The organism is Agaribacterium sp. ZY112, assembly GCF_041346925.1.
In the GTDB taxonomy this organism is placed as follows: domain Bacteria; phylum Pseudomonadota; class Gammaproteobacteria; order Pseudomonadales; family Cellvibrionaceae; genus Agaribacterium.
Map to the genome: position 1 here is coordinate 2,150,247 of NZ_CP166840.1, position 12,254 is coordinate 2,162,500.

General features: G+C 46.0%; 10 protein-coding genes. 8 read left to right on the forward strand and 2 right to left on the reverse strand.

The window, feature by feature from the left end; translation table 11 throughout:
* The first annotated feature begins 40 nt into the window (after positions 1 to 40).
* From rluD to clpB, 3 genes are all read left to right on the forward strand, one after another.
* Positions 41 to 1,012 (forward strand): 23S rRNA pseudouridine(1911/1915/1917) synthase RluD, encoded by a 972-nt coding sequence (gene rluD, locus AB1S55_RS09470; protein ID WP_370977754.1) that lies wholly within the window; start codon positions 41 to 43, stop codon positions 1,010 to 1,012.
* Positions 1,002 to 1,769 carry a peptidoglycan editing factor PgeF gene (gene pgeF / locus AB1S55_RS09475; RefSeq protein WP_370977756.1) on the forward strand — a complete coding sequence of 256 codons (768 nt, stop codon included), beginning with the start codon at positions 1,002 to 1,004 and terminating at the stop codon, positions 1,767 to 1,769. The genes rluD and pgeF overlap by 11 nt, the downstream gene beginning before the upstream one ends.
* Positions 1,770 to 1,854: 85 nt before the next feature.
* Positions 1,855 to 4,488 carry an ATP-dependent chaperone ClpB gene (gene clpB, locus AB1S55_RS09480; protein ID WP_370977757.1) on the forward strand — a complete coding sequence of 878 codons (2,634 nt, stop codon included), beginning with the start codon at positions 1,855 to 1,857 and terminating at the stop codon, positions 4,486 to 4,488.
* Positions 4,489 to 4,558: 70 nt separating this feature from the next.
* Here clpB and AB1S55_RS09485 read toward each other — a convergent pair whose 3' ends face one another.
* The gene (locus AB1S55_RS09485; RefSeq protein ID WP_370977758.1) at positions 4,559 to 5,008 is read right to left on the reverse strand and encodes a DUF4124 domain-containing protein; all 450 of its coding nucleotides are present in this window, start codon (positions 5,006 to 5,008) and stop codon (positions 4,559 to 4,561) included.
* A 542-nt stretch (positions 5,009 to 5,550) separates the two neighbouring features.
* On the opposite strand from AB1S55_RS09485, the gene AB1S55_RS09490 reads away from it, so the two are divergent.
* The 3 genes from AB1S55_RS09490 to AB1S55_RS09500 all read left to right on the forward strand — a co-directional run bounded on the left by AB1S55_RS09490 (position 5,551) and on the right by AB1S55_RS09500 (position 8,986).
* Positions 5,551 to 7,287, forward strand: a complete 1,737-nt coding sequence (locus AB1S55_RS09490) for an acetolactate synthase 3 large subunit (RefSeq protein ID WP_370977759.1) — start codon at positions 5,551 to 5,553, stop codon at positions 7,285 to 7,287.
* A complete protein-coding gene (ilvN, locus tag AB1S55_RS09495) occupies positions 7,287 to 7,784 on the forward strand; it encodes an acetolactate synthase small subunit (RefSeq protein ID WP_370977761.1) in 498 nt (165 codons plus the stop codon). Before AB1S55_RS09490 ends, ilvN begins: the two co-directional genes overlap by 1 nt.
* Before the next feature lie 128 nt (positions 7,785 to 7,912).
* The gene (locus AB1S55_RS09500) at positions 7,913 to 8,986 is read left to right on the forward strand and encodes a TDT family transporter (protein WP_370977762.1); all 1,074 of its coding nucleotides are present in this window, start codon (positions 7,913 to 7,915) and stop codon (positions 8,984 to 8,986) included.
* Positions 8,987 to 9,009: 23 nt separating this feature from the next.
* On the opposite strand, the gene ilvY is transcribed toward AB1S55_RS09500, so the two are convergent.
* Positions 9,010 to 9,900 carry an HTH-type transcriptional activator IlvY gene (gene ilvY, locus AB1S55_RS09505; protein ID WP_370977763.1) on the reverse strand — a complete coding sequence of 297 codons (891 nt, stop codon included), beginning with the start codon at positions 9,898 to 9,900 and terminating at the stop codon, positions 9,010 to 9,012.
* A 127-nt stretch (positions 9,901 to 10,027) separates the two neighbouring features.
* Between ilvY and ilvC the strand changes: the two genes are divergently transcribed.
* Together ilvC and pssA are read left to right on the forward strand one after the other, a co-directional pair.
* The gene (gene ilvC / locus AB1S55_RS09510; protein WP_370977764.1) at positions 10,028 to 11,044 is read left to right on the forward strand and encodes a ketol-acid reductoisomerase; all 1,017 of its coding nucleotides are present in this window, start codon (positions 10,028 to 10,030) and stop codon (positions 11,042 to 11,044) included.
* Positions 11,045 to 11,137: 93 nt separating this feature from the next.
* Positions 11,138 to 11,965, forward strand: coding sequence for a CDP-diacylglycerol--serine O-phosphatidyltransferase (gene pssA / locus AB1S55_RS09515; RefSeq protein WP_370977765.1), 828 nt, complete (start codon positions 11,138 to 11,140; stop codon positions 11,963 to 11,965).
* Positions 11,966 to 12,254: the final 289 nt, after the last annotated feature.

Sequence of the window (12,254 nt, forward strand, 5' to 3'; positions counted from 1 at the left end):
AGTCGGGCCGACAGTGTAAATAGGCCGCCTGCGAAAAACAATGACGATACCTCCCTCTTCTACTATTACCCAGCATAAAGAAACCATCAGTGCTGAACATGCCGGCAGTCGTTTGGACGCTGTGGCGGCTACAATGTTCCCTGAGTACAGCCGCTCACGCTTAAAAGATTGGATTAAGAGTGGCGCATTGCGGATTGATGGGCGCACAGTTAAGCCGAATACCAAACTGGCAGGTGGTGAGCACTTAGAGTTAGACGCAGAGCTTGAGCAAGATGCAAGCTTTGAACCTGAAGACATCGCTCTTGATATTGTTTACGAAGATGATGAGATTATCGTTCTCAATAAGCCTGTAGGTCTTGTGGTTCATCCCGCCGCGGGGAACTGGAGTGGGACTTTATTAAACGGTTTACTCTTTCACTGTCCCGAGTTGGCCAATATCCCTCGTGCAGGCATCGTACACCGCTTAGATAAAGATACGAGCGGCTTGATGGTGGTGGCTAAAACTTTGAATGCGCAGTTATCTCTAATTGATCAACTGCAGCAGCGCAGTGTTAGCCGTACGTATTGGGCTATTGTGCGAGGAGAGCCCGATAAAAAAGGCATCATTGACGCGCCTATAGGTCGCCACCCGACTCAGCGAGTTAAAATGGCGGTTGTTAAAGGTACAGGCAAAGAAGCGCGTACACACTATCGTGTGACTCACAAGCTTTCCGGTTTTGCTTTAGTCGAGCTGAAGCTTGAGACGGGGCGCACCCACCAAATTCGAGTGCATATGAGTCACTTGGGCTTTCCTTTAGTCGGTGATCAAGTTTATGGCAGTCGCTGGCCTGCAAATTTGAAAAACGATGAGATGCTCGACTATGTTCGCGAGTTTCCTCGCCAAGCCTTACACGCTAAAGAGTTAGGCTTAATTCACCCGGGTACTGGCAAAGAGATGAGCTGGCAAACTATGCTGCCAGAAGACTTTGAGTCGGTTTTGCTCGATCTTAAGGATAGGCACAGTGCTTATTAAGCCAGACTGGCCTGCCCCGTCTACAGTAAAGGCTGCTATAACAACTCGCTTAGGAGGAGTAAGTGCTAGCCCATTTGATAGTCTTAACCTTGCCCTGCATGTCGGGGATAAACCAAGTTCGGTATTGGAAAACCGCCGCTTGTTAGAGCTTGCTCTGGCTAGCGAGTTTGGGTGTTCGCCTGAGCTACAATGGCTTGAGCAAATACATAGCTGTGACTTAGTGCACTTGTCCCAGCAGTTAGATGCGACACCACAAGCCGACGCCGCATATACTCAAGCCCCTCAGTTGGCTTGCTGTGTGATGACGGCGGATTGCTTACCCTTGTTAGTGTGTGATCGCTTTGGGCGAGAGGTTGCGGCAGTGCATGCCGGCTGGAAAGGCTTGGCCAATGGCATCATCAGCAAAACCTTAACAAGCTTTAATACTCCAATAGAAGATTTATTGGTGTATCTGGGGCCTGCAATTTCTCAAAAAAATTTTCAGGTAGGTCGCGATGTGCTTGAGGCATTTATCTGTGCCGAGCAGCAGCGTCCGTATTCTGAATCGATAAGGCATGCTTTTGTTAAAGATGCTTTAGATGCTTCACGTTATAGAGCTGACCTATATCGTTTGGCCCTGGCCGAACTGCAGGGTGCTGGAGTGCAAGCTATCTTTGGTGGGCAATATTGCACTTATGATGCCCCTGATTTATTTTCCTATCGCCAAAGTGCGGAATGTGGCCGTATGGTGTCACTTATTTGGTTAAGCTCTTTATAAATACGCTTGTTATTTAGTCGAATGCCCCCAATCTTATTGGTAACAGGCCAAGTGCCAACTCAACTACCAGAGAAGATTGTTTGTTATGCGAATTGATAGATTGACTAATCCCCTTCAGGTGGCGCTGTCCGATGCGCAATCCCTTGCTGTCGGTCGTGATCACAACAACTTAGATCCTTTGCATTTATTGCAAGCCATGCTTGATCAGCGTGGTGGTACGGTGCGCTCTTTATTGCAGGCAGCTAATTTCGATTTAAGTGCTTTACGTAATGAGTTAAATAAAGCCTTAGAGGGCTTGGCGACGGTATCTCAGCCCAGTGGCGATGTCAGTATGTCGCCAGAGCTTGGGCGTTTATTGAATCTAGCGGATAAACACGCGCAAGAAAATAAAGACAAATTTATTAGTTCTGAAAGCGTGCTTATCGCTGCGATGCGAGATGGCAGCTTAAATATTAGCAAGCTGCTAAATCAAAGTGGTTCTTTAAAGGCCTTGGAGCTTGCGGTCAACAATGTGCGTGGTGGTGAAACGGTCGATAATCCCGATGCAGAAGAAAACAGACAAGCTTTAGAAAAATTTACTGTTGACCTAACTGCTCGAGCCGAGGCCGGTAAATTAGATCCTGTTATTGGCCGGGATGATGAAATTCGTCGCACAGTGCAGGTACTTCAGCGCCGGACTAAAAATAACCCAGTGCTTATTGGTGAGCCCGGTGTCGGTAAAACCGCAATTGTTGAAGGTTTGGCCCAGCGTATTGTTAATGGTGAGGTGCCAGAAGGTTTAAAAAATAAGCGCCTGCTTAGTTTGGATTTAGGATCTTTATTAGCAGGGGCAAAATTTCGAGGCGAATTTGAAGAGCGCTTAAAGTCCTTGCTTAATGAATTAAGTAAGCAAGAGGGGCGCATCATTTTATTTATTGATGAGCTGCATACCATGGTTGGTGCTGGTAAGGTTGACGGAGCCTTGGATGCTGGCAATATGTTAAAACCAGCTCTTGCTCGTGGTGAACTTCACTGTGTGGGGGCAACCACTTTAGATGAATATCGTCAGTATATTGAAAAAGACGCAGCGCTCGAGCGGCGGTTTCAAAAAGTGCAAGTCGATGAGCCTTCTGAAGAAGATACGATCGCTATTTTACGGGGCCTTAAGGAGCGTTATGAGGTTCACCATGGGGTCAATATTACGGATTCGGCCATCATTGCTTCTGCTAAATTGAGTCAGCGCTATATCACCGACCGCCAACTTCCTGATAAGGCCATTGATTTAATCGATGAGGCAGCAAGTCGTATCCGTATGGAGATAGACTCGAAACCTGAGCAAATGGATAAGCTTGAGCGCCGTTTGATTCAACTAAAAATTGAACGTGAAGCTGTTAAAAAAGATGAAGACGAGGCTTCACGTATACGCCTTGAAAAGATAGAAACTCAAATTGATCAAGCCGAACGCGCTTTTGCTGAACTTGATGAAGTTTGGCGAGCAGAAAAAATTGCCCTTAAAGGTACGCAGGAAATTAAAAGTACCTTGGAGCAAGCTCGCTTGGATTTAGAGGCCGCTCATCGTGCTAGTGACTTAGGGCGCATGAGTGAATTGCAATACGGTATTATCCCAGAGTTAGAAAAACAGCTTGATCTAGCTGCTCAAGCTGAGATGCAAGAAACAACTTTATTGCGTAATAAAGTTGGCGATGAAGAAATTGCCGAAGTTGTTTCTAAGTGGACGGGTATTCCTGTATCTAAAATGCTTGAAGGTGAGCGCGAGAAACTTTTGCGTATGGAACAGGTATTACATGAGCGGGTCATTGGTCAAAAAGAAGCTGTGGTTGCCGTATCCAATGCTGTAAGGCGTGCACGAGCAGGCTTAAGTGACCCTAACCGCCCCAATGGCAGCTTTTTATTTTTAGGGCCAACAGGCGTTGGTAAGACAGAGTTATGTAAAACACTTGCGACATTCTTATTTGATAGTGATGACGCCATGGTGCGCATAGATATGAGCGAGTTTATGGAGAAGCATAGCGTTGCTCGTTTAATTGGTGCTCCCCCTGGCTATGTCGGTTACGAAGAGGGCGGTTATTTAACGGAGGCCGTACGTCGCAAACCTTATTCTGTATTGTTACTGGATGAGATTGAAAAGGCTCATCCGGATGTTTTTAATATTTTATTACAGGTTCTGGAGGATGGCCGTTTAACTGATGGTCAGGGGCGCACGGTCGATTTTCGTAATACGGTTATTGTTATGACTTCCAACTTGGGGTCGGATGCAATTCAAGATATTACTGAAAATAAAGCCTTTGACAGTATTAGCTTTGACGGGCTTGAAGCGAACGATGATGTACTGAATGAAAACCGTTATGAGGCCATGAAAGACGCGGTAATGAATGTGGTGTCGGGGCATTTTCGCCCTGAGTTTATCAATCGAATAGATGAGGCGGTGGTATTTCACCCCTTAGGTAAAACACAAATTCATGGCATCGCGAATATTCAAATAGAGCGTTTACAGGCTCGCTTGGCTGAGCGGGAACTTAAGTTTGAGTTAAGTGAAGAGGCCATGCAGCTTATCTCTGATGCCGGTTATGACCCAGTTTATGGGGCGAGGCCTTTAAAGCGTGCAATACAGAGCTTGCTTGAGAATACTCTGGCAGAGAAGTTATTGGCTGGAGAGTTTGTTGCGGGAGACTGTATTCACGCGACTGTTGAGAGAGGCGCTTTGGCGTTTTCTAAGTAGTTCTTTCTTTTTGATTTTATCAAGCTTGGCCAATCAAATTTGGTGCCGCAAAAGTGCGGCACCAAAAGTGTTAGTTATTTGAGCAGGCATCCTTAAGGAAGCTGTTACTCATTTGAATTTCTTGCGCGATCTCATCTGGTGTTAAAAAGCGTGTGGTTCCATCTTCGCTTTTCATGCGAATACGGCTGCCACTACTTTTTAAGGTTTGTAGGCGTTGCTTTTCTTGCTCGCACTCTTCTTTGCGCTGTTCTTGTAGTTGTTTTTTCTGCGTGTCTATATCAGAGCTTCCTGCTTGCGGGGCAGTAGAGGTGCTCGCTGCTGCTTGGTTATTTACAGGGGCTGTATCACCGTGAGTGGTGACCTTTTCTGCGGCAACACCTTGTGGTGGTGTTGAGCCGTAGTGAGTCACGCCTTGTTCGTCTTGCCATCGCCAGTATTCTCCAGCGCTTACGGCTGAACTTATAAGTGCCGAGATCAAGAAAATATTTCCGGCGACAAGTAATTTGCTCAGCAAAGCCATAGTGCTACCTCGTAACATGCTGTTTGGTTGAGTTCAGGCGGCAAAGGTGAATCTGCAAACGCTATAAACCCATGATATTGGTTCTTTGTATGGCTAGTAGTATAGGGCAATATGAATCGCAATAAATATCTTCACTGTGCTGATTGGACTAAATCTGTGCGCCAAGTAGGTGAAAAGCAGCTAAAACCTTGACTTTGAAGGTAATATTAGGAGAATGTCGCTTAGCGATATTGCGCTTATGCTGAGTTAAGCTCAGGCATGCGCCTCTATGTAAGGGTAAGGCCCTTGCAGACCATTCCTAACGGGTATACCAACGCCCGCCGGTGGACACTCAAAAGCTCGAACGGAGCTTTTCCATATGTATCGCGCTGCACTGCACTTAATGTGGTGTGTAACACGTACAGTTAAATGTACTTTTAATAATGTGGCCACCGGGCTCCATAGCAAATAAACATTTCAGGCGGCGCGCTAGGTGCGACGCTGTATATCTATTTATAACGACAATTTGAGACTAGCGATCCATGCAAGAAGAGGATACGAAGGTGGAAAATCTTTCCGGTGGCGATATGCTGCTCCGCTCTTTGGCTGATGAAGGTGTTGAGTGCATCTTTGGTTACCCCGGTGGTGCAGCCCTCCATATTTACGATGCAATCTTCCGTCAAGATCGAGTGCACCATGTACTTGTGCGTCATGAGCAGGCAGCAACTCACGCAGCAGATGGTTATGCGCGTGCAACCGGTAAAACCGGTGTTGTACTGGTGACATCAGGCCCGGGGGCGACCAATGCGATTACTGGTATCGCAACGGCTTATATGGATTCAATTCCCATGGTTGTGATTTCTGGCCAGGTTGTATCCGATAAAATTGGTGAAGACGCGTTTCAGGAAACGGATATGGTTGGCGTGAGTCGCCCTATCGTTAAGCACAGCTTCTTGGTTAAAGATGCACGCGATATACCTGAGATGGTGAAAAAGGCTTTCTTTATTGCATCAACGGGCCGCCCTGGGCCTGTCGTTATTGATGTGCCTAAAGATATTACTAATCCCATTGATAAGTACCCTTATAGCTATCCCGACAAGGTAAAGATTCGCTCTTACACTCCTGCACTTAAAGGTCACAGTGGTCAAATTAAGAAAGCCGTTGCGTTGTTGTTATCTGCTAGCCGCCCTGTTATTTATGCTGGTGGTGGTGTGATTCAAGGTGAGGCCTCTAAACAGTTAACTGATTTGGCGCGCACCCTAAATGTGCCGGTCACCAATACCTTGATGGGCTTGGGTGCTTACCCTGCAACGGATAAACAATTCCTAGGCATGTTAGGTATGCATGGTACGGTTCAGGCGAATACGGCGATGCACCACGCTGATGTGATCCTTTGTGCCGGTGCTCGATTTGATGACAGGGTTACTAATACGCCAAGTAAGTTCTGCCCTAGTGCAAAAATCATTCATATCGATGTTGATCCTGCGTCTATTTCAAAAACAATTACGGCCGATGTGCCTATTGTTGGCCCTGTTGATTCCGTTCTTGATGAGATGTTGGAGCTGGTTCGTCAAAGTAAAGAGCGCCCAGATGCCAAGGCGCTTGAGTCGTGGTGGGAGCAAATTGATCAGTGGCGTGACCGCTATGACGTCATTAGTAAGCCTAACTATGATACCAATGCCGATATGCTCAAGCCGCAAGAGGTTGTGCGTGCTCTTTGGGAGGTGACGGGAGGTGATGCGTATCTGTGCTCAGATGTTGGTCAGCACCAGATGTTCTCTGCTCTGTATTACCAGTTTGATAAACCGCGTCGCTGGATCAATAGTGGTGGTTTAGGAACGATGGGCTTTGGTTTGCCTGCGGCACTCGGGGTGAAGTATGCCTTCCGTGATGAAGAAGTTGTGTGTATTACTGGTGAGGGCTCTATTCAAATGTGTATTCAAGAGCTGAGTACACTGACACAGTATAATTTGCCAGTAAAAATTATCTGCTTAAACAATCAGGCTCTAGGCATGGTTAAACAGTGGCAAGATATGCAATACAGCAGCCGCTATTCAGAAAGTCTGTATGAAGACTCTTTGCCTGACTTCCCTAAGCTTATGGAAGCCTATGGTCATGTTGGAATGAAGGTGACTAAACGTTCTGAGCTTAAGCAGAAGCTCGAAGAGTGTTTTGCAATGAAAGACAAAGTTGTCTTTATGGATATTTATGTTGATCCGCTCGAGCATGTTTACCCAATGCAAGTAGCGCCTAATGGCTCGATGCGCGATATGTTATTAAGTAAAACGGAGCGCACCTGATGAACAGAAAACGTATTATTTCTATTTTGATGGAAAATGAACCGGGTGCACTTTCGCGTGTGGTGGGGCTATTTAGTCAGCGTGGTTATAACATCGAGAGTCTGACAGTTGCGCCAACAGAAGATACAAGTCTGTCTCGTTTGACTTTGATGACGATCGGCGATGATCATAAAATAGAGCAGATTACTAAACACCTTAATCGTTTGATTGACGTTGTTAAGCTTGTCGACTTAACCGAAGGTGCGCACATTGAGCGCGAACTGATGCTTATTAAAGTTCGTGCCACCGGCGCTCAGCGTGCAGAAGTAAAACGCTGTGTAGATATCTTCCGTGGCATGATTGTAGATGTAACGCCGTCGGTTTATTGCATTCAAATTACGGGTGAAAGTGACAAACTTGATGCCTTTATTGCTGCAGTAGGTGAAGCTGCGATCATTGAGGTGGTGCGCTCTGGCGTTAGTGGCATTGCTCGTGGTGAAAAGGTATTGAGCCTTTAGCTTGAGGCTCTTTGTTAGTTGATGATCAAGGCGCCTGCAGGCGCCTTTTTTATGCTTGCAGTATATGGCCAGTGTGTATGCATCTTGTTTTCTTAACGAGGCATTTTTATTAATACGAAGGATTTTGCGTGCTTGATAAGCAATGGATATCTAGGGTAAAGGGTGTGGAGCTAACACCAAATTGGTTTGCGTCGGTGATGGGCACGGGCATTATTGCGAATGCGGCTGCGGGATTGCCACTGTTTGCTGCTCAGTTACATAGCTTTGCTGTTGTGGTTTGGTTGCTCTCAGTGGTCTTATTGTTGTTCTTGTCGTTTGTAAAACTCCTTGAGTTAGCATTCAGCTTTTCTCACACTAAAAAGCATTTCTCTGACCCTGTTATGGCACAGTTTTTTGGTGCGCCGCCCATGGCTTTGCTGACTATTGCTGGTGGCTGTGTATTAGTTGGTGTTGATGTGCTTGGGAGCTATTGGGCTATAAAAATTGCATGGTACTTGTGGCTTGTTGGCACTCTAGGTGGTTTGTTTACCGCTGTGTTTATTCCTTATCGACTATTTACTTGTTTTGATGTTCAGCAAGACAGCCCTTTTGGTGGTTGGTTAATGCCGGTGGTGCCGCCTATGGTTTCGGCCGCTATTGGGGCATTGTTGGTTCCTCATGCGCCTGAAGGGCAGTGGCAACAAGCTATGCTTTTGGGGTGTTATGCAATGTTTGGCTTAAGTCTTATAGCGGCCATGATTATTATTACCATGATCTGGAGCCGTTTGGCTCATGTAGGCTCTTCAGGAACGTCTCGTGTTCCAACTTTGTGGATTATTCTTGGGCCCTTGGGGCAGTCAATTACCGCATTGGGGCTTCTGGCTATTTGTGCGCCAGGAGTTGTTGCTCCTGAGCTAGCGCAAGGCATGAGGCTTATGGCGATTTTGTATGGGGTGCCTGTTTGGGGGTTTGCTTTATTGTGGTCGGTCATTGCAGCGCTAATTACAGTCAGGGCGATGCGAAATAAAATGCCTTTTGCTCTTACATGGTGGGCTTTTACCTTTCCTGTTGGTACGTGTGTGACGGGTACGTCACTGCTGGCAAACCATACGGGTCTAATAGCTTTTGGGTATGCGGCTGCGCTTTTATTCACCGCTTTATTATTTGCTTGGCTGTTGGCGGCAGTCGGTACCTTAAGAAGTTTTATATTTAAGAGGAGTTAGCTTTGTGTTTCTTTACATCCAGCTTAATTGCTGTGATTGTTGATTAATTCCCAGAGGGCATTTACAAGTGGGCTTTTTAAGCGCCTGCTTTGTACGCATGCGCCCACTTCATAGGCCTCAATATCGGGCTGAAATTTAAATTCTTTTACCTTGTCCTTTAGCGGGCTGTTTTCTACAACAATTTGAGGGATTAAGCCGACTCCGAAGCCTAAACTCACCATGCTAACGATGGCTTCATTGCCCGTAACTTGGCTGTAAATTTTGGGGGTGAAGCCTTTAGCTTGAACCCAGTCATTAAAGCGCTCCCGTGCTAAGCCTCTTTCTGAAACAATCATGGGAATGTTTTCCCATTCGGAGTTACTTCCCTTGTTTAGCTCTTGCTCAAAGCGCTTGTCATCTGCAGAGCAAATAAAAATAAGGGGAGAGCTATCGAATTGTTTAAAACTGAGCCCTGCTCCTAGCTTTTGCGGTTTGGCGGCAATAGCGATGTCTTCTTGGCCTTTGCTGACACGCTCAAGTGCATCGGCAGAGTCCCCGGTGTGGAGCTTGATTTGTATGAGTGGCTGTTCGGCGCGAAATTTAGCTAGGATGTCATATAAGAAGCTGTAGCTGGCGGTGACAGAGCAGTAAATGCTGACAGAGCCACTTAGTTCTCCGCTCCGGCTGCGTAAGTTTTCACTAAAGGTTTCCCATCGCTGTAGTTGTTCGCGAGCAAAGCGTAAAAAGCGTTTACCTTCATTGCTGAGTTCAACATGGCGGTTGTCTCTCTCAAATAGCACTACGGATAACTCTTCTTCCATGCTTTGTATGACGCGGCTAAGTTTACTGGCGCTGATGTGCTGCTGTTGAGCGCAGCGACTAAAGCTGCTCATTTCAGCAAGTTTAATAAATAGTTTAAGTTTTTCGTGATTCATCGTTATCGATCCGGTGTGTCTGTTGCGATAATTGCAATAAATGGATGCAAATATATCATTTTACACAATGGGGTAAAGCTCCTAGAATGCCTGCCAAATTCGCCCCCCTATTATTTGGAGCATATAGATGAAAGTTTATTACGATGCAGATTGCGATCTGTCGATAATCAAAGGCAAGAACGTTGCAATCATTGGTTACGGTTCACAAGGTCATGCCCACGCCTGTAACCTAAAAGACTCAGGCGTCAACGTAACCGTTGGTTTGCGTGCAGGTTCTTCTTCTATTGCTAAAGCTGAGGCTCACGGTCTTAAAGTTGCTGACGTTGCAACTGCTGTTGCTGCCGCTGATGTAGTGATGATCTTGACTCCAGATGAGTTCCAGAGCGTTCTATATAAAGAAGAGATTGAGCCAAACATCAAGCAAGGCGCTACTTTGGCTTTCGCTCACGGTTTTGCTATCCACTACAACCAAGTTGTACCACGTAAAGACCTTGACGTAATTATGGTTGCTCCTAAAGCACCTGGTCACACTGTACGTTCTGAGTTTGTTAAAGGCGGCGGTATTCCTGATCTTATCGCTATTCACCAAGATGCCTCTGGTAAGGCGAAAGAGGTTGCTCTTTCTTACGCTTCAGGTGTTGGTGGTGGCCGTTCAGGTATCATCGAAACTAGTTTTAAAGACGAAACTGAAACTGACTTGTTCGGTGAGCAAGCAGTATTGTGTGGCGGTGCGGTTGAATTGGTTAAAATGGGTTTTGAAACCCTTACAGAAGCCGGTTATGCACCAGAAATGGCTTACTTCGAGTGTTTGCATGAGCTTAAGCTAATTGTAGACTTGATGTTCGAAGGCGGTATCGCCAACATGAACTACTCAATCTCTAACAATGCTGAGTACGGCGAATACGTTACCGGCCCTCGTGTCATTAACGAAGAGTCACGTTACGCTATGCGTGAAGCGCTTAAAGATATTCAAGACGGTGTTTACGCTAAGAAATTCATTCTTGAAGGTCAGGCTAACTACCCAGAGATGACTGCATGGCGTCGTAACAACGCTGCTCACCCAATTGAGCAGGTTGGCGAGAAGCTTCGTGGCATGATGCCTTGGATCGAAGCTAATAAAATTATCGACAAAGATAAAAACTAAGCGCGAAAGCGATTAGAATAGAACGCGGCCTCGGCCGCGTTTTTTATATCTGGGCTTTATTAGCCTTTAAAGCGAGTGTGTAGAGAGTGACTTATGTCTGATAAGCAGGATCAAACAGGCTTTGTTGAGCTGGCCGGAACAGATGCGGTGCCAGTTGATGAGCATGTAGAAGAAATAGAAGGTGATGGTGGAAAGGTTCAGCGTAAGGGGATCTATTTATTACCTAATCTATTTACTACTGGTGCGTTGTTTGGTGGTTTCTTTGCGCTACTATCTGCATATAGAGGCGACTTTGCGAGTGCCGCAATGGCTATTTTTGCAGCTCAGATCCTCGATGGTTTTGATGGGCGTGTTGCCCGTATGACCAATACGCAAAGTGCCTTTGGTACCGAGTTTGACAGTCTCTCTGACATGGTTAGTTTCGGTTTGGCCCCTGCTGTGGTTCTTTATATCTGGGCGCTGGAGCCTTTGGGTAAGTTTGGTGTGGCAGCCGCTTTTGTTTTTGTTGCTTGTGCGGCAATTCGTTTGGCTCGTTTTAATACTCATGTGGAAACTACGGATAACCGTTTCTTCACTGGCCTGGCAAGTCCTCCTGCGGCAACATTAATGGCTTCTGCGGTATGGTGGGGCAGTGAGCTGACGCTTACTCATGAAATATCTGTTATTGCTGCTGTTGTTACTGCACTCGTTGGTTTGCTGATGGTGAGTAATTTCAAATATCAAAGCTTCAAGGGGCTTGATGCAAATCGCCGAGTGCCATTTGTAGCAATGATTATTACTCTTATTGTGTTTGTGGTAATTCTTATCGATCCGCCGAAAGTCTTGTTTACTATGGCTTTTATATATGCGTTGTCTGGTCCCTGTTGTTATATTTTCAGTTTATTTAAGTCGAAGATTGCCGGCAAAAAATCGGCCGAATAAATAGTTTACTGTTTTATACGATTTACCTTGACGGAAAAAGGCGGCTGCGTATAATGCGCGCCTCCTAACGACGCTGGGCGTTGTTCTTGGGTAAGTCTTTTTATGTTTCTTGGCGTTAAGTCAGGGCAAAAAAAGAAAAGCAAGATTGGCTAAATTAAATCTTGCAAACACCAAGAACCTCTGTACAATGCGCGTCCTCGGTTGGGGAGACAAGCTTCTCTCTACCGAAAGTTCTTTAACAATGTAATTCAAGCAAGACGTGTGGGCGCTTGTGATCGGTGATGCGAAC